This window comes from Methylomonas sp. MK1 (genome assembly GCF_000365425.1).
Classification (GTDB): Bacteria; Pseudomonadota; Gammaproteobacteria; order Methylococcales; family Methylomonadaceae; genus Methylomonas.
The window spans coordinates 679,734-705,992 of record NZ_AQOV01000002.1 but is presented as its reverse complement, the minus strand read 5'-3'; the positions used below and the strand labels follow the sequence as shown (position 1 = coordinate 705,992).

Below are 26,259 nucleotides of genomic sequence, written 5' to 3'. Positions count from 1 at the left end.
CTAATGGATTAATTTGACTTGATTTGAAACGGTCTGATTTTTAACAAAATAGTAAATTCAAGGCCAAAGCGTTTATTCAAACTTGCCGGAAAACGCCAAAATACGCGACAAATGCTTGTCCTGTTTGCTTAATTGCCTTCTGATGTTGCGCTGTTGCCGCTCTTTGTAAGTTTGCGGCAAGCGTAATATCAGTTTTCCCAACAGCGCCGGCAAAGCTTGCTGATCTTTAGCCAGGCCGGCCAGAGCCTTGAGGATAGCAGACGAATAAAACTCACTCAGCGGCGCATCCTCCAGCGACAGTATCGCTTCGCAGCTACCCGGATCGCCTTGCCGGGCGCAACGGCCGTATAGTTGCCGATCTATGCGCCGAGACTCGTTACAGTTCAACGCGATCACATGCAAACCGCCCAGCTCCGCCACGCCCAAGCCCAATGCAATATCGGTGCCGCGGCCTGCCATATTGGTCGCCACGGTAACGGCATTTAGCTGGCCGGCATGGGCAATAATTTCCGCTTCGTGTTGATCTTGCTCGGCATTTAATACCCGGTGAGGAACGCCGGCCTGCTCCAACCATACGCTGACCTCCAGCGATTCGACGACCGAACCGGTACCGATCAATACCGGCTGGCCTAGTGAGTGCAACTCGCTGACCCGTTGTAGAAACACGCGTTGCTTGGCTACCTGCGTGGCATAAATCCGCTCACTGAGCAAAATCCGTTTCGACACTCTATGAGTCGGCACTTTTATGCTATGCAAACCATAAACGCGCTGCATTTCCGTTGCTACTTCCCGCACCGTGCCCGAGGTACCGGCCAGTTTGAGATAGCGACTGAAAAAGCGCTGATAACTGATCCTTGCCAGAGGTTCGCGTTGTTCGGAAATCAAGCAACCTTCCTTCGCTTCTATCATTTGCTGCAAGCCTTGTTCCCAGGAGCGATCTTCCATCACCCGGCCGGTAAACTCATCGATGATTTGGACCTTGTTGTCTTTCAGGATGTATTGTTTGTTGCGCTTGAAGCAATACTCGGCGATTAGCGCCTGCTTGACCATAGCCTCCCGCCAGCGCTTGTTTTTCCAACTCGGCCCCAAGCCGATAATCATATCCGCAATAGTATTTTCGCCTTGCGGCGTCAGTTCAACGTCGCGAGTTTTGGCGTCCATGACAAAGTCGTCGTTGATGAACAACGATGAGGCCAGATACAAAGCATCACCATAGGTTTCCGGAGACTCCTCATTCGGCCGGGTCTGGGTGATGATCAGTGGCGTTTTGGCTTCATCGATCAATACACTATCGGCTTCGTCAATAATGGCAAAGCACAAGCCGCGCATGATCAGAGCGTTGCTTCTCGGCTGTTTTATTTGCCGTTGAATCTGCTTGAATTGAAATTTTAACAAGCCCACATCTTCACCCATTTCAATGCGGTCGCGCAGATAATCAAAGGCAATCTGTTTATTCGTCGTGTGCACGATGGGTTGTTGATAGAGTTTTCGGCGCTGTTCCAGGTCCATACCGTCGATTACCGCGCCGGATTTCAAGCCCAGGCGCAGATAAAGCGGCTTCAAAATCTCGGCATCGCGCGCCGCCAAGTAATCGTTGGCAGTAATCACATGCACCGGGATGCCGGCCAAGGCGGCAGTGCAGGCCGGCAACGTCGCGGTCAACGTCTTACCTTCGCCGGTTTCCATTTCCGCCAGCATGCCGTTGATCATTAACCAGCCGCCAAACAGTTGCACATCAAAATGCCGTTTATTCAAAGTTCGACCGGCGGTTTCGCGAATCAGCGCGAAGGCTTTGATCATCAGTTCTTCTTTCAGACCATGCCGGTATAGATTTTCCCGCAGATCCAGAATGGCAATGGTCAGTTGTTGCTCGTTGTAGTTGCTTAGAGGGGCGGCAATTTTTTCAACTCGACTGACGATATAAGGCTGGCTGAACCGCTGGCGATGCAGGCGTTTGTGGATTTTGTCGAAAAATGCCGCCGCGCCTTGTTCGAAATCGCTTAGTCGACTTTCCGGCTTTTGCGGGTAGCTACCAAAATGTACCCCAGGACGCAGCACCAACTCAGACATTGAACTGCCTCAAAAACACCTGGCGTACCCGGCGGTACAGCTGAGTCATAATCGATTCGCCGCCATGGTTGATCCGCACATAGGCGCGCATGCCTATCGGTAGATTTTTCGGCGGCGAGAAGTCCAGATCGACCAAAAAGATTTTTTGCAGGGTTTGCATGTCTTGTTCGTTTTCCGAATTCACGCGGATCTTGCCACCGCCGGTGGTCGCAAGGGCCGGGCTGGGTAGCGTGTTGGTCGCTTCCGGCGCCAGCCTGATAATACGGGCCGGATAGTCTCGATATGGATCACTTACCAGGCGCACATTGATTTCCGGGCTACCTTGCCGCAGCAGGCCAATATTGTCTTGCGTTACCACCATGCGGATCGTCGGCGGCTGTTCATCCAGAATGTAACCAATCAACTCACCCTGGCGTAAATAGCTACCGGTCAGATCGTCGGCATCCGGCAACAAAATGTAGCCGGATTTCGTCGCACTCACAATCATAGCACTCGCTTTTTTGTTCAAATGGTCCAGTTCGGATTCCGCAACGTGCAGCGATTCTTTCAAAATTTCCGCCTTCACCAAATCCGACTCTTTCTCCGCCCGATATTGGCTTTGCAACTCGGCAACCTTGGCGCGTGCGATCTTGGCTTTGGCTTCTAAGGCGTCGTCGTGCATGGCCAGCAATACATCACCCCGATTCACAAACTGATTGGATCTCACTAAAAGTTCGCCGATAAAGCCCTCTTGCTCGACCTTGATCAACGCTTCATCGGGCAGCCAAACCACGCCTTCGGCCAGCGTGTAATTCGGGATCGGCAAAGCACCGAAAACCAGAACGAGAAACAAGGCCAACCCTGCCGTGGTCAGCAGCGCCTTATCTCTTTTCCGACTTAGACTGGGGCTGGTAAACACAAAACGTATGGCTTTATACAGCGGAAACACGACCTGTAATGACACCATCAACAAGGCAACGACGACACCCAAGGAGAAAAATTTTTCGATCAGATAGATACAGACGAACCACAACATCATCAGGCGGTAAGTCAGCGACGCCAAACTAAAGATTACGAACCAAGCCGTTTCGCCTGGCGCGGAGGCCGGCGAAACCGCCTGTTTCAAACCAAACAGATAGCGCTGAAATAAATAGCTCCAGATTTGAGTCGAGCGCTGGTATAGATTGGGAATACTCAAAGCATCGGCCAGAATGTAATAGCCGTCGTACTTCAATAGCGGGTTGCCGTTAAAAAATAGCGACGACACGCCACCGGTCAGCAGGATGTCGAAACCAATATCCTGGACAAAGCCGGTCTCGGTGCTCAAAAACAAGAATAAGCCGAGCGCGGCCAGAAAGCCTTCGACCAAAATGCCGGCGGCGCTGATCAACATCCGGTCGTATTTGTTACGCAGATGGTTGGCGGCTGAGACATTGACGTAAGGCACCGGTATAAACAATAAAAAATTGACGCCCATTTCATGCACTTCGCCGCCTTTCACCTTCATCGCAAAGCCATGTCCCAATTCATGCAGGATTTTGATCAGGGGATACAGCAAGAACATGATCAAAAAATTGTAGGGGGCCAAGGCGTTCAATTCGAAATGATGGCTGATTTCCGGCCAATTCGCTCCGGCTTGCAGCAAAGCGATTGCGACGACCAGCAGCCAGACCACGCCGAATTTAATGCTGAACAAACCAGCCACTTTGGACACATGTTTGCCGAGAAACTCGTCCGGATCCCACAGCGGTAATTTCAACGACAGTGGATTTAACAAACGCTGATTGCTTTTCGCGCTGTTCAGTCGGGCTTGACGCTCGAACAATTCTTCGGTGTTGACCAAGGCGTCGGTTTGGATCAAATCGGCCTGATGCAATTGCCCCAGCAACTGAATGAGGTCTTGTTGGCTGGGCGCGTAGTCACCCAGTTGCCGATTCAGGGTATCGGCAATCTCTTGCACCGTTAACTTGCCTTCCAATAACCCGATAAACTGATAGGCCAGGCTGTTAAAGCGCTGGTGGCGGGCGGTATTGGGGTCTTCGAGGATGTACCAAATCAGGCCGCGATACTCGTGGCGATGGATCTCGATATGGCTGTGTAGCCTGGGCTTGAGTTTAGCGACTCGGTACCAATGCGGACTAAAAAGTTCGTTAGCCATGACGCAGCCTTAGCCCCCGTTTCACCAAGACCAAATCCACAAACGCAACCAAGCCAACATGTCGTGGCTCCATATCCACAGCAAACTGGCCCGACCGGCCGCGATTTTGCCTATGCCTTCCATGCCTGGTCTTAGTAGTTCAGGCGCGTTTTCCAGACTGGCTTCGACGCGGAAGATATTTTTGCCACTATCGGTTTTGGCGACTGCGGTAATCTTTTGCACCTGTAGTGGGAAAGTCTGGCTGGGCATGCTGGCCAACACCAACTCGCCTTTTTGGCCCACCTGCACATAGGAAATCAAACTTTCATCCACTTTCAAAATGATACGGTAGCCCTCCAACGGGGCGATTTTGAACAGGATTTCGCCGCGTTCGACCGGTGAGCCGAGTTTCTGACTCAAATCGCCTTCAATCACCACACCATCGAAGGGCGCGGCCAGATTGATTTTCTGCAACTGCTGACGCGTCAGCTCCATTTCCGCGTCGGCCTGCTCGATTTGCGCGCTGATGACCCGGACTTTAACCAGATCGCCGCCGGACAGGGCTTCGCGGTACTCGCGGCGGAATTTTTGCAGCTGCCCATCCAGTTTGTTTAGCTCCAATTGCAGTTCCGCGTCATCCAGACTAGCCATCAATTCGCCTTGTCGCACCGTATCGCCGGCCCGTACCGCCGCCGATTGCAAAAAACCGGCTATCGGCGCAGCCACCACCCGCTGAATTTTGCCTTCCAACACCGCGTCTGCCGTCAGGCGGAAATCACCGCGCAACAGGGCGGAGATCGACAAAAACAACACCAAACCCAGAACCGTCAACTTCACTTTAAATTGCTTCACGCCCAACAGTTCGGCTAGCCGTTGTTTAAGCTTGATGCCGATTTTTACCGTCAATGCTTGTTCGTCGAGTTTTTTTAAGGCCAGGTGGGGCGAGAGCAGTGCCAGGGCTTGTTCGCAAAGCAGAACGGTTTCCTTATCAAAGGCTTGTTCTTCACTGCGTAGCAGGGTAACCGCTCCAATAAATTTACCGCCATGCAGCATAGGCACGGTCAGCAATGAACCATAGCCGTACTTGCGGACGATTTCCTGATGGGCACGTTGAATGGCGACCGATTTGACATCGGGAACCACCACGACACTATCCTGTTCGATGGCTTCGTCCATGGCATCGGCGATTTTTTGCAACAGATTGGCCTGCTGATCGAATTGCGCGTTATTGGAAATCGCCACTACAGTGCTGTAGTTGTCCTTGAATTCGCCTATGGCGACCCGATCGCAATTCAACATGCGCGTCAATTCGGTACCGAGGCTAATCAAAATCTCGCGGTAACTATTTTGCTCGAAACAAGCCGCCAGCAAACCCACTACGGAGCTGTAAAAATTGTCGTTCTGCTGCAAACGGCTTTGAGCCAAACGCCACCACTCCACGCTTTGCTCCAGTATGGCAAAAACTGCCTCTCGTCGATCAGTGAGCGAATGCTCAAGCTTGAGCACAATCACCCCCAATAACGCCGAACCGTCGAAGACTGGCAGACCGAAGAAGTCGTAATGGCGTTGATCGGCCTGTACTACGTTGGGAACGCAACTTGGTTGATTTTTCTCCAGCACAAGTTTGCAAATAGCGGATAACTCGGCAGCATCGGCGATGTTCTCCGGCCATTTCGCTAACAGCCGCAGTGCTTTGCGATCCGCATCGCTCACCATCAATACCGCAGCCTGGGTTTGCGGCACAATCCGGCAGACAATGTCCAGCCACTGTTGGGCAAATCTAATGCTCATGGCGGAAAACCTCGTCCTGGTTGGCAGAATTCAGAACAATATTCTGCGGACACAACATCAGAAATATGTCATCGAGATGGGAGGCTATTTCTTGACTGACCAGGTCTTTCAAATTGCTGGGGATAGCCGCAAATTGTTGATGGCTATCCTTTAGACCGCTGAGCACTTTATTAAATTGCTCCGGTTCGGCAAACACTTGCTGAGCCAAGTAAATCAGATAGGTTTCGTTGCGATAATGCGGATCGGTAGTTTCGGGATGCAGGTGGTGACCAATGATGTGCGAATACACCTCGGGTAAATGCCATAAGCGCATCAACTCCGAACCCAATTGGCAATAATCAAAACCAAACACCAGTCGTTCCTGCTCATCAATCGGCAAGCCCTCCTCCCGGCTTGCCATTAATGCGTTCAGCGCCTGTTCCGGAGCTTTCACAAACATCGCCGCGTGGCCGATTTCCAGTAACAGGCCCAATGCAAAAAAACGGTGTCCAGCGGGCAGTCCGGCCAGCTTAGCCAGAGTGCGGCAGGCAATGCCGCATTCGATGGCGTGCAACCAGAACTCTTTCAAGTCCAGAACCGCGCCGGGAATATTGCAAAACGTGCGCATGCACAGACTGCTCAACAGCAAATCATGCAACTGGATGGTGCCTATCAGGCTGATTGCATCGTAAAGATCGTCGGCTTTGCGATTAAAACCAAAGAAGTTGCTGTTGGCCATGCGGATTATGCGAATTGTCAGCATCGAATCGGTTTGCAGCACGGCGACATAATCGCGGATTCTGGCATCCGGCTTTTCCAGTAACAGCCTGATTTTCAGATACACCTCGGGCATCGAAATTTTTTCGGCCAAATCGCAAAGGAATCGTTGTTCGGCTTTCATGCTGGATCAGTTGAACATGAGCTTTTCCATCTCAGTCGCGGCTTTTAAAGCTTGTTCGACAGTGTCGTCCAACTGTTCGGGGTTGAGTTGCAAAATATCCCAAATGTCCCTGGATACGCTCTGCTCGATCGGGCTCATATGCCCGAATATAGATTTTTCGGCACAAGCCCGCACCAGATGCAGCAGAGCGGTTTCCCTGACCTGTTCCGGGGCAAGGTCAGGGGTGGGCTGATAATGCACAATATCTTGAAAATGCGCCGGTAAATGCCACTGCGCCATCAGCTTGGCACCTATCTCGCCGTAATGCATGCCTAACAGTTTTTGTTCAGAGATGTACAGCATTTCCTGGTTATTCCGGGAAAGTTCCATCGCGCGTTTCGCCAACTCAGGGTGCTTTGCGTAAAGCACCAGATGCCCTATCTCATATAACAAACCAATCACAAACAGGCGTTCGCTCTTGGGGATTTTTAGCTGGCTTGCCAACAACCGGGTCAACACCGCCGAGAACAAGCTGAACCGCCAAAAGGTTTTCAGCGGCATGATGTCATTGGGCAATTTTAACGAGGCAATCGCCGAGGTAGCCAGCACCAAGTCATGTAGCTGCCCTATGCCCAGCATGTTGACCGCCCGACTCAAGCTGTCGATTTTGCCTGGAAAACCAAAAAAAGCACTGTTGGCAACTCTTAACACGGCGACGGTTAAGTTGGGATCGCTGGCCACAACTTCGACAAAGTGCTCGATATCCGAATGGGGATCGTCGATCAAATTTCTAACTTTCTGATATACCTCGGGCAAGGAAACCAAACCTTTGATTTCTTGCAAGGTGTGTTCGATCAAATCTGCTTGCGAATTGATCTTGACAGGATCAAGCAAGGGCGTCCCTCCAAATTAGACAGTGTTTAAATCAAGCGGAAGTATAGAACGGAAACCGGAGCTGTAGTAGGGAAACTACCGGTATTCCGTTCGGTCTGAGGTCGTCGAAACCCAAGCTGGTTTGCTCTTCGAGGGGTGATGGTATTTAAGGGCGGGGCTAATAAAAGCCACAAGCTCTCCATTTTTTCCATGCACCCTCCGACACTTAACCACTGCACATTTTGAGTACGCTTATCTGTGTTCTATTGCGGATTATTTGTTGCAATCACAGAATAATTAAAGCGAAGTCGCTAAACTCTAGCAGCATCTATGGCATCCGGTGCCAACGGCGTTCCATGCTCATCGGTCAAACTGCAAATTTCAACGCCCATGAATTCAAAGTCACATCTCAAGCACTACCACTCCAAACCGATTCTGGAAGAGTTGGAATCTCGACAGCTGTTCTCCGGCGGCATCGAGGGGCTTTTGACCGAACAACTCATGGACCCCAATGCGACCTACGCCAACGCGACACCGCCCGCCGACACCCAACAGCCCCCCACGCAAACCAGCGCCAGCGAGACCAGCCGCAATGAAATCGTGTTTGTCGATACCCGCGTCCTGGGCTACGAATCGCTATTAAACGACATCAAACGCAGCGACGTTTCAGACCGCAATCTGGAAATCATTACGCTGGACAGCAGCACTAACGGCATTCAACAAATCACACAGATTCTGGCCGAGCGCGACAATCTGGACGCGGTGCACATTATCTCGCACGGCAGCGACGGCAGCCTGGATTTAGGCAATAGCCAGCTCAACTTTGACACCTTGATTCAAAACCAGACCGACATCAGCGCCTGGGGGGATTCCTTCAACGCCAACGGCGATATTCTGCTTTACGGCTGCAATGTCGCTGAAACGCAGTTCGGCCAGAGTTTTGTCGAGTACCTGTCCGGCATCACCAATACCGAAGTCGCGGCGTCGGAAGATACCACCGGTAGTGCCGATTTGGGTGGCGACTGGTTACTCGAATACCAAAGCGGCGACGTCGAAACCGAAATTGTAGTCAGCGCGGCGGGTCAAAGCGAATGGACTGGCTTGATGGCGGTTACTGCCAATGGCACAGTGACATCTACGGATAGTACCAGCACCAGCCAGCTGACATGGTCGCATAAGGTGAATGCCGGCATCGACCGGGTACTATTCGTCGAGATTGCCATTGATGACGGCAACGCTGGGGTCAACAGCGTTAAATACGGTGCCGCCGATCTCACCCGCGTCGGACGCACAGCAGCCAATCACGCCGTCGAAATCTGGGCTTTGGTCAACCCCACAGAGGGAACCGATAACGTCGTTATATCATTTACTGGAAATACAGAAGCCACTGCGGGTGCATCGACCTTTAACGGTGTTAACCAATCGACGCCCTACGGTACTTACGCTGGCAACACCGGCACCACCGGTTTGTTGGGAGGATCAGGCACGGTGAATGTCGCCAGTGCGACTGGCGATTTGGTTATCGACGTGCAGTATTGGAAAGCTATTTCAGCTGATACAACCGGCACCGGGCAAACTTCGCAATGGACCAGCTCTTCCCTATTGTCTACGGCAAAGGCTGGCTCTTCCGTGGCGGAAGGCGCGAGCTCAGTAACGATGAGCGGTTCAGCGTTACTTGCTGCCGATTGGTCGATAGGTGCGGTATCTGTCAAAGCAAGTATAAACATCGCGCCTGTGAATACAGTACCCGCAGCACAAACGACGAATGAGGACACCGCCAAAGTGTTCTCATCGGCCAATGGCAATACGATTACGATAGCCGACGCCGATGCCGGCGGCGCAAACAACGAAATCACTCTGACGGTCACCAATGGCACGCTGACCTTGGCCGGCACCACCGGCTTGACCTTTTTGGCCGGCGACGGCACCGCAGATAGCACGATGACGCTTCGTGGCTCGGCCAGCGCCATCAACACCGCACTCAATGGCTTAAGCTTCACGCCCACTGCCGAATACATCGGCAGCGCGACACTGACATTGACTACCAAAGACTCGGTACTGTTGGGTTTGGATATCGATACCGGTCTGTTGGGCCGTTATGCTTTCGAGAACACCGGCACACTGGGTACCGATAGCAGTCCGGCGGCGGGTTACGCGGGCTCGGTCATCAACGGCATAGCGGTCAGTGACGCTACCCGCGGCACTGTGCTGAGTTTGGCTGGTGACGGTTATGTACAAACTACCGGGCTTTACGGCCAGCCATCCAGTGTAACCCTGGCGGCCTGGGTAAACTTGACGTCCGCCGACACCGGGGGCGCGGAAGTAATTTCGCTGGGTGACAACGTGTTACTCCGCCTAGATGCTGGCGGCAAAATCAAAGGCAGTTATGTCGACAGCGGGACTTTCAGATTTACCGAGACGGCTACGACATTGGCCGGAACCGGCTGGCACCACGTTGCATACACCATCGACAGCGCAGCCCATACCCAAACGGTTTATATCGACGGCGTTGCCGTGGCTTCTACCGCTTACACCACATCCATTGCTTACAGCCAGGGAAGCAATAGCTTTATAGGCAAACACGGTAACGGCGGCACCACTTACGACTTTAATGGCAAGATAGACGACGCGCGGGTTTACAATCGAGCACTGACTACAGCCGAAATTGCCACGCTTGCTAAGGATTTGACATTAACAGATACCGATACGGTGGCGATCACAGTCGCGGCAGTCAACGACGCACCCAACGATTTATACAGTATCAACGGTGTCGCGAAATCCGATCTGGTGGGCGTTTATGGCGTCAATAATCTTGCCAATCTCGGCCGAGATGATGCCGGCAACAATGCCCCAATAACCTTTTACAGCAACCCTGGCCAAACCACCGGCCCCAATGGCTCCGGTGCGTTAGATCTGGCCGGCGGGACATCGGGCCAGTATGGTGATATTTCTGGGATCACAACTGGCGGCGCGATGACCTTTGCCGCTTCGGTCAAATTCGATAGCACCGGCGATTGGCAGCGCGTGTTCGATTTCGGGCAAACCGATAGCACTGGAATTGGCAACATCTATGTCGGTCGGGAATGGAACACCAACAACCTCACTTTCACGATCGAGAAAAATGGCGCGTACACCTATCGCGCCACCGCCGCCAATGCCATCACCAATGGCTCATGGTTGCATTTCGCCGCCACGGTTGATGCATCGGGCAACATGAACCTGTATGTCAATGGCAACTTGGCCGCGTCCACCGCCGGCGTGGCGCTGGAGACTGGTGTTCGCAGCAATAACTTCATCGGCAAATCGCATTGGGCTGGCGACGCGGCGTTCGACGGTGCTATCGATAATTTTATTGTGGCCAACGGCGTGATGAGCGCTGCCAACGTGGCGGCACTGTATCAGCAAACCACTGGATTTACGGTCGCCGAGAACGCCGCTAACGGCACCGTAGTGGGCACCGTGGTGGGATTCGATATTGATGCCAGCGCCAATCCTACATACAGTCTAACCGATAGTGCCGGCGGACGCTTTGCCCTAGGAACCGACGGCACCATCAGCGTCGCCGATGGTAGCAGGCTGGATTTTGAAACCGCATCCAGTCATATCATTACCGTGAGGGTTACGGATGCGGGCGGTGCCACGTACGATGAAAACTTCACCATTCAACTGTTGAATGTCAACGAGGCACCGATCATTTCAGGCATCGAAGGCACCGCGCTGGCTTACACGGAGAACGGTCCCGCGACGGCGGTGACCTCAACTCTGGTGCTTTCGGACGTCGATAGCGCCAACCTGGCCGGTGCCACGGTGCAAATCTCCGGCAACTACGCCAGCGGGCAGGACGTGCTGGCATTCACTGACCAAAACGGCATCACCGGCAGTTGGAATGCAAGCACCGGCACACTGACCTTATCCGGATCGGCTACCGTCGCCCAATATCAAACCGCATTGCGTTCTATTACCTATGAAAACACCAGCGATGCACCGTCCACCGCCAGCCGTACCGTAAGTTTTAGCGTTATCGACGGCACGACGGCCAGCAACATTACCACTCGGAGCATCGCGGTCACGGCAATCAATGACGCCCCAGTCAACAGTCTGCCCGCCAATGGCTATACGGCCATCAATACCAGCAAAACCTTCTCCAGCGCCAATGGCGATGCCCTACAAATTGCCGATGTCGATGCGGCCTCCAGCAGTGTGCAACTGACCTTAAGCATCAGTCACGGCAGCTTGTCGCTGGCCAGTACCACGGGCATGACCTTGGTCAGCGGCGCCAATGGTAGCGGCAGCATGAGCTATTCCGGCACAGTGGCGGCAATCAATACCGCACTGAATAATGGTCTGACCTTTACCCCCGATAGCAATTACCGTGGCCTGGCTCAATTGACCATGACCACCAGCGATCAAGGTAACGCCGGTACAGGCGGTACTTTAACGGACACCGACACCCTGGATGTGCATGTCGGCGCCATTGTCGTTACCAACACCTCGGATACTATCAGCGCAGGTGCCAATACCAGTTCGATCAGCGCATTGATTGCCAGCGACGGCGGCGACGGCATCTCGTTGCGGGAGGCGATTGCCGCTGCCAACAATACCGCCGGCCCGAATTATATTTATTTCGGCATCAGCGGCACGTCGGTGCATACCATCAATCTGACCTCAGCGCTGACCATAACCAGCACAATTGTGCTGGACGCCACCAGCGACGATAGTTTTAGCGCCAATGGCAGTCGACCTGCCATTGTATTAAACGGCGCAGGGAACATACAAAATGGCATCCAACTCTACGGCGGCAGCGACGGCAGTACCATCCGCGGCCTGGTGATTCAAAATTTTGCCGGCACCGGCATTGAGATTTCCGGCAGTAACGGCAATACCGTCGCCGGCAACTGGATCGGTCTTAACGCCGCCGGTACCGGCGCGGCGGGTAACTCCGCAGGTATTGGTATTTGGAATTCGGCCAATAACATCATCGGCGGCAGCTCGGTGGCGGATCGCAACGTGATTTCCGGTAATACTGGTATCGGTATCGGCTTGAGTACCGACAACGGTTCGGCCACCGGCAACCAAATCAAAGGCAACTACATTGGCACCGATGTGACCGGCGCCAATGCCGTGGGCAATGCCAATCAGGGCATATGGGTCAATGCCGCCGGTAACATCATTGGCGGAACGATAGCTGGCGAAGGCAATGTCATCAGCGGTACCACCAACTGGGTGGGCATTCAATTGGAAGCACCCGCCAGCAACACGCTGGTTGCTGGCAACCTGATCGGTCTCAATGCCGCCGGTACCGCAGCAATAGCCAATGCCGCCGGCGGTATTTACGTGCAGTCGGCCAACAACACCATCGGCGGCACAACCGCCGCTGCACGTAACTTCATTTCCGGTAACAACGGCTCTGGCATTACGCTGACCGGTAGCTCAGCTACCGGTAACGTCATCACCGGCAACTACATCGGTACCGACATTTCCGGTACTGTAGACTTGGGCAACGCTAATTCCGGCATCACCATCGAATCATCTGGAAATACTGTCGGCGGCACTGCAAGCGGCGCCGGCAACCTGCTCTCAGGTAACAGTTACTCCGGCGTTTTTATCAACGGCGAAAGTGCCGACAACAATGTCATCCAAGGTAACTATATTGGTACCGACGTATCCGGCAATGCCGGTTTGGCAAACAGTTGGGATGGGATTTCAGTGATCGGCGGTGCCGACAACACCGTAATTGGCGGCATCACGGCGGCGGCACGCAACATCATTGCAGGCAATACCGAGGCCGGCGTCTATATCAGCGATAACGGCACCACCGGTACTGTCGTTCAAGGCAACTACATAGGGGTTAGCACGGATGGTGTGACAGCGTTGGGGAACGGTATTCAAGGGGTTGCTATTGAAAATTCCGCCAGCAGTAACTTGATCGGCGGCACGGCGGCCGGTGCAGGCAATATCATCGCCAACAATGACGTGGGCATAACGGTTGTGGGTACTAGCTCCAGCAACGTCTTTTTAGAGAATAGCATTTACGGCAATACCCGACTTGGCATCGACCTGGGCGACGATGGCGCTACAGCCAACGACGCGGGCGATGTCGATAGCGGTCCCAATAGTCTGTTGAACACGATGGTGCTAACCCGCGCGACTGTGAATGGCACCAATTTAACCTTGAGCGGTACCTATAATGGGGCGGCTAACAGCTATTACCGCATCGAAGTTTATTCGGATACCACGGCCAGCGGCGAGGGACCGACCTTTCTCAACGCCGTTAACATGGCGGTTGGCAGTTCAGGAACCGTCAATATTCAATTTAATTTCTCAGATGCCCGCCTAGCGACTGGCCAGTACCTTACCGTTACCGCTACCCGCACCCATTCCAGTTATTCGACTTTTTACGAAACCTCGGAATTTTCCAATGCTGTTATCACGGAAACACCGGACAGTGCACCGGTCGGACAAGACCAAACGATTACGGTGACCGAGGATACTGCTTACACCTTTACCACCGCCAATTTTCCGTTCACCGATGTCGACGGTAACAATCTCAGCCAGGTCTGGATCGAATCTCTGCCCGCCTCCGGCACACTGTATTTGAATGGCGTTGCCGTGCAAGAGTTGGACGCAAACAGTGCCGCGGACATTCAATCTGGAAAATTGACCTACACACCGGCTACCAATAGCACCGCAGCAACCAGCTTTTTATTCAGTATCGTGGACGATGGTAGTAGCTATGGCGGCGGACAAACCCTGGATAGCACGGCCAATACGCTGACCATCAACATTACCGCCGTTAATGATGCGCCGGTGTTCGCTAACCTGAATGGCGCGCCTACCTTTATCGAAAACGGTTCGGCGGTGGTCCTTGACGCCGACGTGACGCTTTTCGATGCCGAGTTGTCCGGTACTAACAATTTCAACGGTTCGACATTGACCCTGGCCCGCCACGGCGGCGCCAATGCCGAGGACGCGTTGGCGTTCGACGGCATCACCGTCACGGTCAGCGGCGCCGACGTTTATGTCGGCGGCGTCCAGGTCGGTACCTACACCTTCACCGGCGGGCAGATGGAAATTACTTTTGGCGCCAACGCGACCAATGACCGGGTCAACACTTTGATGCGCAACACCGTGTATTGGAACTGGAGCGACACGCCGCCGGCCAGCGTGCAGATCGACTGGACCTTCAGTGATGTCAATGCCGGTGCCCAGGGTGGTGGTGGCGCTCTAACCACCAGTGGTAACACCACCGTAAGCATCAATGCGGTGAACGATGCACCTGTAATCAATGTCGTTAGCGCGAGAACTACCGATGAAGACGTGGTAAAGCGCTTTTCGGCTTGGATTGGCAATGCCATTACGATCTCTGACGTTGATGCCGGTTCCGCAAATCTGGAGATGACGATTTCCGCTATTAGCGGCACAGTCACTTTAGGCGGGTTGGTCGGATTGACATTTTCCGTTGGCGATGGCGCAGCGGATACCACAATGACGTTCCGTGGCACCCTAGCGGCGATTAACACCGCTTTGGATAACATAGATTACATGCCGGCCCCCAACTACAGTGGGCCAGGCGGTATGGAATTTACGCTGAATGATTTAGGCAATACCGGAACCGGCGGCGGTTTGATCGCAACGGCGACTCAGGTAATTACAGTCAATCCGATCAACGATGCGCCGACTGCAACGATAACCCCAGCCAGCTATAGCGCTACCGAACAAACCAGCCTAACCCTGCACGGCACCGGGCTAAATATCGCGGATGTCGACGCGGGTAGCTCCAACGTGCAAGCGACTGTCTCGGTGGTATCTGGCACATTGACAGCCAATGCGGGTACGACGGGGGTTACCGTTTCCGGCTCCGGCACCAGTTCCATCACGTTGACCGGCAGCCTCAGCCAAATCAACGATCTGCTGGCCGGAAATGCCAGCGGATCGTTGAGCTATATCATCAATTCCGATACGCCGCCCGCCACCGATACCTTAACCTTGAGCGTTAACGACCAAGGCAACACCGGTTCGGGCGGCGCGCTGACTGGCTTTGATGTCGCCACGATCAACATTACCGCCGTGAACGATGCGCCGGTCAATACCGTTTACGGCGATGGCACCAGCGTGCCGGAAGACTCGGTGATTCAAATGCTCGGCTCGGTCGTCATCTCCGATGTTGATAGCGGTTCGGGAACTGTTACCAGCACCTTGTCGGTAAGCACGGCAGCGGGTGTTTTTTCGGCAACATCAGCTGGCGGTGTCACGATCAGCGGTAGCGGCACCAATAGCTTGGTGCTCTCCGGCGATGTAGCGTCGATCAACGCCTATTTTGCGTCGGCGGCAACTGCGCCGGTGTTTACCACCACTGCTGACTATAACGATAACGGCGCGGTTTCTTTCACTGTGGTGACTACGGACAATGGCAATTCCGGCTCCGGCGGCGCTTTGTCGGATAGCGACACTATCAGCGGCTTGATCTCGGCCGTCGCGGACATTGCAAATGACAGCGTGACAACGAATGAAGATACGCCGGTCACCTTCGACCCGCTGGCTAACGATACCTTTGAGAATTCAGGCCGGTATATTTCGGCTATCGACGGCATCAACATCAGTAGCGGTCAAACGGTCGCCATCACCGACGGCAACGTCACGCTAAATGCCAACGGCACCTTGACCTTCACGCCCACTGCCAACAGTAACGGCGCCACCAGTTTTAGTTATAGCGTGACATCCGGCGGCGCCACCGAGACCGCTACCGTCGCCGTGACTATCAATCCGGTCAACGATGCGCCGGTGTTAAGTTTTGCCACCAGCAATGTCAGTTATCCGGAAAATGCCGGGGCCGTTATATTGGCGCCCAATGCGACGGTAACCGATGCCGACTTGACAAATTTTGACGACGGCCAGATGGTGATTGAGTTTAGCACTAACGGTCAAGCGGAAGATCGTCTGTCTATCCGCAACCAAGGTACGGCCAGTGGACAAATCGGCTTGTCGGGTAACGATGTCACCTACTCCGGCGTCGTCATCGGCAGTTTCACCGGCGGTACTGACGGCGCGACGCCTTTGGTCATCAGCTTTACCAGCAATGCCAGCGTGGCCGCTGTGCAGGCCTTGGGTCGTAACATTAGCTATCAGAATGTCTCGGACGCGCCGTCAAGCTTGGTGCGTACCTTGCAAGGATATGTGACTGATGGTGATGGCGGGACCAGCAATGTGGTGTCAGGCACGCTGAGTATCACCGCCAGCAACGACGCCCCGGTAATCAGCAGCGCCAACCTGACCTTTAACGAAGGCGAGACCGTCACCCTATCGGCCGCCAACTTCGGTGTGACCGACCCCGACAACACCAGCTTCACTTACACAGTCAGCAGTGTGTCCGGCGGCTACTTCCAATTGACGTCGGCAGCAAATACGCCGATCACCAGCTTTACGACCGCTCAGCTAAGCGCCGGCCAGGTGCAGTTTGTCGATGACGGGAATAAAGTCGCACCGAATTTTGATGTCACCGTCAGTGACGGTTCCGCCAGCTCTACCACAATGGCCGCCAGCATTGACTATAGTGCATCTAACGACACAACGAATACTTTGCGCGACATCATCACATATAACCAAAAAAATGGTTTAAATGATAAAAATCAGGGAGACAACGCTCAAACGAATATCTCAGCAAGTCACCACGTTTCCACCGATCAATTTGCGGTCGTTGTCGATTTGAACACCCCAATTGAGCAACTAACCCGACAACCAGGCCGAGATAATCAGGCAACAGGCAATCAATTTATCCTAGAACCCAGCACATGGATTAACGATGGAAATAGCCCACGGTTATCCGGACTGATAGACTCGAATAAGAGTGAACCACAAGGCAGCAGCGAAAATAGCCGAAAATACCACTTCCAATCCAGAATTCCATTGGTCGAAGAATACAGGATTGATAGCCAGACTGCTTTAAGTGAGCAAGAAGAAATGGAGTTTTGGAACAGATTGGAAAACATTCGCAAGCAAATGAGCGACCCTACGGTTGTGGCCGACGCCAATCCGGTAAACATTAAAATCATTCTGGGGACCAGCGCCGGCCTCACTGCCGGATTTGTCAGCTGGATCTTGCGGGCTGGGTCGCTAATGGCCAGCTTTATGTCTACGGTGCCGTTACTGAAACGCTTTGATCCATTGCCCATAATGAGGTCAGTCAAAAAATCAAGGCCGGCAAAAGACCATGAAGCTAATGAGCTTGACTCTGTATCTTCCCAATCTGAAGACACCCGGTGATTATCAGAAACGGTTTGCTTGAGTTTGGATTTACTATTCCGGCATCGCAGCATTTAAGAGCATGGACACCCTAAAAAAGACGGTTGGACTTTTATTGCCGGCAATGCGCATCAGCCTGGCTTTAGCACTAATCAGTATCTGCTTGCTGTTTACGGCGGAAATGTTGGGGTTCATGCCGGATAAATCCAAATTTATGTTGGAGTCGCGCAAACAAGTCAGCGAAGCGCTGGCCATTCAATTTTCCACCATCGCCCCCGATCAAGACCCACACCGCATTGAGCGAATGCTGAATGCCCTGATCAAAAGAAACCCGGAAATTCGTTCCGCCGGAATCCGCTTGCAAAACGACCAATTAATTTTTCAAGTCAACGATCACGTTAAGGAATGGGCCGATTACGATAGCCAAAAATCCACTTCCACCCATTTGGTGGTGCCTATTTTTCGCGACTCGGAAAAATGGGGCGATATTGAATTTAAATTCGCGCCAATAGCCGGAGAATCGGCTTCGGATTTTCTTGAACACCCTAGTTTTAAAATGGCGATATTCTTTTTGGTTGTCGGCTTTTTTATTTACCTGACGTTCATGCTCAGAACCTTGAAAGTACTCGACCCCAGCGCCGTGATTCCCGACAGGGTCAACGCGGCTTTCGATACGCTGGCCGAGGGCGTCATCATTATTGATGAGCACGAGCAAATTGTGTTGGCCAATAATGCCTTTCTGAAAAAGATCGCCAGCCCCATGGCTGCTTTGCTGGGGAAAAAGGCCTCGCAATTAAAATGGAAAAGCGCCGACGATTCGACTACCGACACCTACCTGCCCTGGCAAACTGTTTTAAAAACCGGCAAAAGTTCGATTGGCGCGCATCTAAAATTGCTTAGCCCTGGCAACGGCACATTTAAATTCGTGATCAATGCATCGCCCATTCTTGGTGGCAACGATGCCGCTCAAGGGGTGTTGATCACGCTGGATGACATTACCGAAATAGAAGAACGCAATACCAAATTGCAAACCATGGTCAGCAGTTTGGAGGAAAGCCAGGCTCAGGTTAAAGAGCAAAACAAGGAATTGCACTTCCTAGCGACTCGAGACTCTCTGACCGGTTGCTTAAATCGGCGGGCATTTAACGAACTGTTTGAAAAAGCGTTTGCCGATGCACTGCAAAACAATTTGGAGCTATCCTGCATTATGGTCGACATCGACCATTTCAAACTGGTTAACGATAACTACGGTCATGCGACCGGTGACGTCATCATCAAATTGCTGGCCGAAATATTAACCACCAACACCCGCAAAATTGATTTGGTTGGCCGCTATGGCGGCGAAGAGTTTTGCATCGTGCTGCCCGGCTTAAGCGTTGACGAAGCCATTACGGTGGCCGAACGGATCCGCTTACGCATCAAATCGGAATCTGTCGCCCGTTACGAGAATGGACCATGGGTAACCGCCAGCTTGGGTGTCGCCAGTATCCTAGACCAACCGGAAGACCCGAGCGAACTCAACAAATTTGCCGATGAAGCGTTATATGTTGCCAAGGAATCGGGCCGGAACCGCGTCGAGCGCTGGCAACTACAAAACGAATTTGCCGAAAAAGTTAAATCCGACGCACAGCCCGCCGCAAAAAATCCACTCGCAACGCAAATAGATGCTGATAAGGATGATAGCGAAGTGTCCAAATTGCAGCTAAGAGTTGATGAACTTGAACAAATAGCCTCGCAAATCTCGACGGAACTGGATTATTCCAAACACTACGACAATCTTACCGGATTGCCGAATCAGGTTTTATTTTACGACCGGGTCAATCAAGTCATTGAAAGAGGGCATCGATATAGCCATTTGGCGGCCATATTTGTGATCGATATCGGTATGTTCGGCATGATTAACGCAACCCTAGGCCGGACGGTCGGCGACAAGGTTTTAAAAGAAATTGCCGACCGCTTGAACCTCACCTTCAGAAAAAGCGACGACATCTCGCGCTTGACGCTTTCCCGAATCGGCGGCGATGTATTCGCGGTGTTAATTCCGGAACTGTCGAATAAGGAAGCGGTTACCTGGATGGTCGAGCGTCTGATGGATGCTTTAGCCGATCCAATCGATATTGACCGCAACAGTATCTATATTACCGGCCACATCGGCATCAGTGTGTATCCGTCCGATGCAAACTCGGTTGATGACCTAATCAACAATGCCATCACGGCGAAAACGTTCTGTAAAAAGGCATCATCTGAAACCGGCTTTCAATTTTTTGACAACCAGATGCAGGCACTCTCCATCAAGCATCTGCACTTGGATAAAGAATTGCGCAGAGCCGTTCAGAACCAAGAGTGGGAATTGTTTTACCAACCCAAAATGGACATCGCCACCCAAGCTATCGTGGGGGTAGAAGCCCTGATTCGGTGGCGGCATCCCAGCAAAGGACTACTTGTACCTTTTGAATTTATCGACTTTGCCGAACAACGAGGCCTAATTGTTGCAATGGGCGAATGGGTAATCAGAACGGCATGCCAGCAACTCAAACAGTGGGAGGAGATGGGCTTTATGAATCGCAAAATTGCCGTCAACTTATCCGCGGTACAGTTGAAACAAGACGATTTTGTTGAAAAAGTCCTTGCCATCATCGCAGAATACCAAATCGCACCAAGGCAACTGGAATTGGAAGTAACGGAAACCACGTTGATGAATAATTTCCAGGCAGCATTGACGGCGTTGAAGCGCCTCAGTAGCCGAGGCATTGCAATATCGATTGATGATTTCGGCACCGGCTATTCCTCTTTGAGCTACCTGAAAAACCTGCCGGTAGACAACTTAAAGATCGACAGATCGTTCATCATCGATATTTGCCATGACGAGAACGACCAAAAAATCGTCAAGATGTTGATCAACATTGCCCATTCCATGAACATGACGGTAATTGCCGAAGGCGTAGAAACCCAAAGCCAATTCGATATTTTGGCTGATTACGGCTGCGATGAAATTCAAGGATATTTGCTCAGCAAACCCGTCCCAGCTGAAGAGATAGTAAAAATGTTTAGCAAAGCAGGAACGGGAAGAAGCTCAACACCTTTAAGCGGTGATTCCCAAACTATAGATCCGGCCCCATGAAGTTTTAAGCGGCACATTTCACTGGCTGGTCCTGGAAAAAGCTTTTAACCCGTTCAGGCGATTGTGCCAAGTGAATCATGTGGCCGATGGCGGCAGCGCGTAATTTGGCCTTGGTTCTGACGGGGACTTTTTTACCAATGACTTGTTTTAAATCGGCATGTAGTGGTCTAATAAAAACGGACACCCGAATAGGTTGATAAACTATCAACCTTCAAGGTGAAACGAATGAAACGAGAAAGGCGAAGTTTTGATGCGGCGTTCAAGCTGCAAGTAGTACAAATGATCCATGAACAGGGACTCACGGTTCCTCAGGTTTGTCAGGAGCTGAAGCTGGGCGAGACTGCGGTACGTCGCTGGCTGAAGCAGGTGCAGGCCGAGCAATCCGGTCAACCGGGCATAGGTAAGCCGTTAACCCCTGACCAGCAGCGGATTCGGCAGCTGGAATTAGAAAATCGGCAACTGCGTTCGGATAACGAATTGCTAAAAAAGGTTTCGGCCTTCTTTGCCAAGGAACTGCGATGAAACACCAAGTGATTCACCAGTTAACGGCAGAGAAGGTCGTCACGGTGCAGCAGGGTTGTCAGTTACTGGGCGTCAGTCGGTCGGGATGGTATGCGGCCCAGAGACGAGCACGGCAGCCTCAAGCGCTTTGCGGCACGCGGGTTCGACTGCGCAGTCTGTTCGAAGCCACCGGTCAATGCTATGGCAGTCGTCGTCTGCGCAAGGAACTGGCGGAACAGGGAATCGAGATTGGCCGTCATCGGGTGCGCAGCCTGATGAAGGAACTCCAGATCAAGCCGATCTGGAAACCCAAGTTTGTGCATACCACCGATAGCAACCACAACCTGCCGGTGTACGAGAACGTGTTGGATCGCCAGTTTGAGCAAGCCGAGGCCAACCGAGCTTGGGTCTCGGACATTACTTACATACGGACCCTGAGCGGTTGGCTGTATCTGGCGGTGGTGTTGGATCTTTATTCGCGCAAAATCGTCGGTTGGGCCATGGCACCCAACATGCCGACAGAACTGGTCTGCACCGCCTTGCAAATCGCCATCGCCCAGCGCCGACCGCCGCCGGGCCTGATCGTCCATTCCGACCGGGGTAGTCAGTACGCCAGTCACGAATATCGGGCGTTACTGGCCCATCATGGTTTTCAGGGCAGCATGAGTCGTAAGGGCAACTGCTGGGACAATGCCGTAATGGAGCGATTCTTTCTGAATCTTAAAATGGAGCGCGTCTGGCACCGCCAGTATGCCAACCATACCGAGGCCATCCGAGACGTGACCGACTATATCGTCAATTTCTACAACAGTCGGCGCTTGCATTCGTCATTGGGCTACCTGCCGCCCAACGGCTATGAAATGAAAATGGCAGATCAACAACCTATTTTGGTGTCCGAAAAAAGTTGACCACTACAGCATTCAAACGTTCCTCCGGGTTTAACTCGGGGCTGCAACTGGGGAGATAGAACATTTCGATCTGATCCTTGTGCTCTTCCAACCAGGCTTTGACCCGTTTGGCACGGTGAACGCGTAGGTTGTCTACGATCAAAAACACTTTCTTGTCGGTGTCCTTGATCAAGGCTCCCAAAAATTCGATCAATTTATCGGCATTGAAGGCTTCGTCAATGATCATCCAGCGGGCTTTTCCTTTTATGCCCTGTGGGTATAGTTGGTGACGGTAGCGATCATGGATAATTTTTCCCGTTTGCCATCCGGCGCATAGGTGACTGGCGTTTGGCCCGCTGGCGCATAACTCCGGCCTCGGACATCGGTGTTGGTCAGCGCCGTTTCATCGCCCTTTATGTGCCCTGTGGGTGCAGTGGATTTCGCCGCCTTCGGCCTTGGCTTGGGCGGCAATAGCAGGGTAGTGTTCATCTAGCCAGGCTGTGACGGCTTCTGGCCGCTGTTCGTAAGCTTTTTTGATCGGCTTTTGTGGTGTGAAACCCCAACGCTTGAGGTATTTACCCACTGTCCGCACCGGCAGTTTGATCCCGTATTCCTGCTCAATCAGTTGCATCACCGCCGCTCGGCTCCATAAACAAAAATCCATTTTCAACTGCTCTGGGCGTTTATCGATGATGGCCCGCTGGATCTTGCTCTCTTGGTCGGGCGTGAGCACGCGTCCTTCGCCTGGCGTTCGACCGCGCTGCCCAGGCCGAATCGCTGACCATCCGCCGTCTAGATACAGGTCAATCGCGCTTCGTACGGTCGGGTAGGTTAGCCCCGTCTCATCTCAGCGATCTTCATGACTTTGTAGCCTTTGTTATGCAATCGCACCACTTGCTTTCGCCTTTCGTGCAACTGCTCAAGAGTTTGTTTTCTTGCGTCTTCTTTGTCCATGCCGCTCGGACAGAATTTAGATCACATAAGTTCAACCTTCATAGGGCCGTATCTATAGTCAGATAACGTTGAATGTTGCCAGCCGGAAATACGACGCGCCGACCGTCGTCGGCGACGGTCACCACGGTTTTGGCGATGCCTTTATAGACAGGTAAATATTGGTCGTAACTGAGATCCAGGGCCTTAGGTTTTGGTGAGGCAACGAACCCCAAAATGGATGACCTTCAAAACATCGGTAATTTTTAATCTAGCGTTGTCGATGATTTGCGGGAGGATTTTACGCATCTCATGTTGGGCTTCGTGCCTTAGCCCAACCTCCATGCCTACCGCTACCAGCATTTGAAACGCTGGCTTGTCAGAATGCTGTTAAGTCGCCGTCAATTTAAGATGTTTAAGGTACCGACAGAACCGCCTGAGTTGGCGACACTTTAAAGTTAAATATCCCAACTATTCGGCTCGGTTCTGGGCACGTTATTACGCTCATGCCGAAACGCAGAAATGGCGTTGTAAACCACTCTACGCGCCCGATTGACGCCGCCCAGCGGCCGGTGTTCCGGCAAGGCATGCCAGGGGGTGAAGGACAAATGCTCGCCAAACGTGTTCTGCGCCTCAGTGTCGAACGCCTGTTGAAAAATCCTGATCGTCGCCACTTTACGAAATGGCGAAAGCGTTTCCAGCCATTCGACGCCGGGATCTTCAATCGGCATCGCTTCGGGATCGGTCTGCAGTTGCACGGCAAAGTCAAACACCGCATCGCCAGACTGTAACTGTCTAACCATTGCCAAACGCAAATAATCGGCCGCCGGCTTGCTCGGAATGCTATCGGGAGCTGCGACATGCGGAATGGCTGAATATTTGACAGCCCGGCTACCCAACAAATAAGGCGTGGCGCTGAAATAGCGAATCTGCAACGGATTGGCGAACTTGTGCATGCTGCGCAACAAGTTGAATACCACCCGCCAATGACTCAAGAAAAATACGATTTTTGCCAATACGCTGCCGGTCAGCGCCTTGACCAGGGCATCAAACTCTTCAACATCTTTGGTCACAAAGCGGCTGGCACTGATCAACAGCAAGTCATGAGTTTGCGCGTGCTTTTCCGCGTCCAGAAGTTTCTCGCCGGGCACGCCCATCAATTTAATGGCCATGCCGCGAATATCATTGTCATGGTCAGGATTGATCGTGCCACTGGCGTTGGAAAAACGGATCCAGGCTTGATAAGTTTTTGGCTCTTTAAAAAGACCAATTTTCAGTTCTTCCGGCAAATCCGCCTCGACAATAAACTCAGCCTTGACCAAACCGTGCATTTTGGGATGTGCGTCTCGACGCATGATGCCGGTGGGATTGTCCTGGATAATTTTGGCTTTTAGCTGCGCCGTTAGGTCTTCTATCACTTGGGATTCGTTGGGCGGGATAATTTCTTCAGCCAATTGTTTCTCACTCATAACTGCCTCCTAACCATCTTGTTTTATTTTACAGTTGTGGAGCTTACTCTAAGCCCAGTATTTCGAACGCTAGAATATTAAGCAGTTTGGATTCAACTCGCATCTAAATTATTTATCTAAAACACGTCTGCGAGTTGTAGGTCGATCAAGACATAAAATTCCTTTTTTAATTCAAAGGCTTGTAGCTTTCCGAACGTTTAAGTCAATTTTTTGATGCCGACAAATTTATTCCCGGCAGCCAGTTCCATTTCAAAATGGCCCTGAATGCCGGTTTTGGTGAGATAACGCTGAATGTTGCCCGCGGGAAATACGATACGCCGGCCGTCATCGGCAATCGTAACGACAGTCTTGGCAATGCCTTGATAAACGGCCAGGTATTGGTCGTAATTTAAATCAAGTTTGAAGCGGATAAATTGATTGGCCATAAAAAAGCCGCGCCGGTTGATCCGGCGCGGCAGGGGAGCGTCCTAACGGGCGTTTTGCAAAGCGGCGATGCGTTCTTCCAAAGGCGGGTGGCTCATAAACAAGCGTTGTACGCCGCCGCCATTGATACCGAATGCAGCCAGTTCGCCGGGCAGTTCGGCAGGCTCATGCGAACGCTGTAACGCGCGCAATGCACCTATCATTTTTTGCCGGCCAGCCAAATTGGCACCGCCAGCATCGGCGCGGAATTCCCGGTAACGCGAGAACCACATCACCAGCATCGAAGCCAAAATCGACAAGGCGATTTGCGCGACCATTTGCGTCACGTAATACGCTGGACCGTAACCGCGTTCGGTTTTAAATACGACTCGGTCCACCACGTAACCGATGATGGTGGCGAAGAAATAAACGAAGGTGTTAACCACGCCCTGCATCAAGGCCATCGTCACCATATCGCCGTTCGCGACATGGCTAATCTCGTGGCCGACCACCGCTTCCACTTCATCGGCACTCATGCTGCGCAGCAAACCGGTACTAACCGCCACCAAAGCATTGTTACGGTTGGCGCCGGTGGCAAAGGCGTTGGCTTCCGGAGCATCGAAGATACCCACTTCCGGCATACCGATTCCGGCTTGCCGGGCTTGGCGCTCGACCACGCTGATTAACCATTGTTCGGTTTGGTTTTGCGGCTGCTCGATGACATGCACACCCATTGAGCTTTTAGCCGACCATTTGGACATGAACAATGAAATCACCGAACCGGTCATACCGATGACCGCCGACATAGCCAGCAAGCCTTCGATGTTCAAGTTGACGCCTTGAGCATCCAGTGCGCCTTGCAAGCCAAATATACTAAATATGATGCTGATCGCAATCATGATGGCCACGTTGGTGGCCAAAAACAGCAATATTCTCATCATGGCGTAACTTTCCTGTGTTGTTATAAAGTGGGTTTAATCTGGGGAGCCGAAAGATTAAAT

The 26,259-nt window shown here is 52.4% G+C and carries 12 protein-coding genes and 2 pseudogenes; 3 read left to right on the top strand and 11 right to left on the bottom strand.

Annotated elements, in window-relative coordinates; genetic code table 11:
• Positions 1 to 72 precede the first annotated feature (72 nt).
• The 5 genes from G006_RS0120025 to G006_RS26020 are packed head-to-tail and all read right to left on the bottom strand — an operon-like array spanning position 73 to position 7,730.
• Positions 73 to 2,070, bottom strand: coding sequence for a preprotein translocase subunit SecA (locus G006_RS0120025; RefSeq protein WP_020485003.1), 1,998 nt, complete (start codon positions 2,068 to 2,070; stop codon positions 73 to 75).
• Positions 2,063 to 4,207 (bottom strand): biotin/lipoyl-binding protein, encoded by a 2,145-nt coding sequence (locus tag G006_RS0120020; RefSeq protein ID WP_020485002.1) that lies wholly within the window; start codon positions 4,205 to 4,207, stop codon positions 2,063 to 2,065. The genes G006_RS0120025 and G006_RS0120020 overlap by 8 nt, the downstream gene beginning before the upstream one ends.
• Positions 4,208 to 4,228: 21 nt before the next feature.
• Positions 4,229 to 5,977 carry an efflux RND transporter periplasmic adaptor subunit gene (locus tag G006_RS26025; RefSeq protein WP_020485001.1) on the bottom strand — a complete coding sequence of 583 codons (1,749 nt, stop codon included), beginning with the start codon at positions 5,975 to 5,977 and terminating at the stop codon, positions 4,229 to 4,231.
• Complete coding sequence (locus G006_RS0120010; protein WP_020485000.1) at positions 5,967 to 6,857, bottom strand: HDOD domain-containing protein; 891 nt, start codon at positions 6,855 to 6,857, stop codon at positions 5,967 to 5,969. Before G006_RS0120010 ends, G006_RS26025 begins: the two co-directional genes overlap by 11 nt.
• A gap of 6 nt (positions 6,858 to 6,863) precedes the next feature.
• Positions 6,864 to 7,730, bottom strand: a complete 867-nt coding sequence (locus G006_RS26020) for an HDOD domain-containing protein (protein WP_020484999.1) — start codon at positions 7,728 to 7,730, stop codon at positions 6,864 to 6,866.
• A 369-nt stretch (positions 7,731 to 8,099) separates the two neighbouring features.
• Between G006_RS26020 and G006_RS26015 the strand changes: the two genes are divergently transcribed.
• A complete protein-coding gene (locus G006_RS26015; protein ID WP_160167686.1) occupies positions 8,100 to 17,969 on the top strand; it encodes a DUF4347 domain-containing protein in 9,870 nt (3,289 codons plus the stop codon).
• Between the two features lie 61 nt (positions 17,970 to 18,030).
• A complete protein-coding gene (locus G006_RS27265; RefSeq protein WP_020484997.1) occupies positions 18,031 to 21,069 on the top strand; it encodes an EAL domain-containing protein in 3,039 nt (1,012 codons plus the stop codon).
• Between the two features lie 4 nt (positions 21,070 to 21,073).
• Here G006_RS27265 and G006_RS29225 read toward each other — a convergent pair.
• Positions 21,074 to 21,232, bottom strand: a pseudogene (locus G006_RS29225) (IS630 family transposase); the annotation flags it as partial.
• A 62-nt stretch (positions 21,233 to 21,294) separates the two neighbouring features.
• Between G006_RS29225 and G006_RS0119980 the strand changes: the two are divergent.
• Positions 21,295 to 22,478, top strand: a protein-coding gene (locus G006_RS0119980) for an IS3 family transposase (RefSeq protein WP_235048809.1) whose coding sequence is annotated in 2 segments (ribosomal slippage) — positions 21,295 to 21,559 and positions 21,559 to 22,478 — 1,185 coding nt in all. Because the reading frame shifts where the segments join, the coding sequence is not laid out codon by codon here.
• Between the two features lie 7 nt (positions 22,479 to 22,485).
• Here G006_RS0119980 and G006_RS28030 read toward each other — a convergent pair.
• From G006_RS28030 to htpX, 5 genes and pseudogenes are all read right to left on the bottom strand, one after another.
• Positions 22,486 to 23,411: pseudogene (locus G006_RS28030) on the bottom strand (IS630 family transposase); the annotation flags it as partial.
• A 38-nt stretch (positions 23,412 to 23,449) separates the two neighbouring features.
• Positions 23,450 to 23,623 carry a DUF2835 family protein gene (locus G006_RS28465; protein ID WP_152428980.1) on the bottom strand — a complete coding sequence of 58 codons (174 nt, stop codon included), beginning with the start codon at positions 23,621 to 23,623 and terminating at the stop codon, positions 23,450 to 23,452.
• A gap of 222 nt (positions 23,624 to 23,845) precedes the next feature.
• The gene (locus G006_RS0119960) at positions 23,846 to 24,856 is read right to left on the bottom strand and encodes a catalase family protein (RefSeq protein WP_020484995.1); all 1,011 of its coding nucleotides are present in this window, start codon (positions 24,854 to 24,856) and stop codon (positions 23,846 to 23,848) included.
• Positions 24,857 to 25,053: 197 nt separating this feature from the next.
• On the bottom strand, positions 25,054 to 25,281 hold the full coding sequence (locus tag G006_RS0119955; RefSeq protein WP_020484994.1) for a DUF2835 domain-containing protein: 228 nt from the start codon (positions 25,279 to 25,281) through the stop codon (positions 25,054 to 25,056).
• Positions 25,282 to 25,323: 42 nt separating this feature from the next.
• Positions 25,324 to 26,199, bottom strand: coding sequence for a protease HtpX (htpX, locus tag G006_RS0119950; protein ID WP_020484993.1), 876 nt, complete (start codon positions 26,197 to 26,199; stop codon positions 25,324 to 25,326).
• Positions 26,200 to 26,259: the final 60 nt, after the last annotated feature.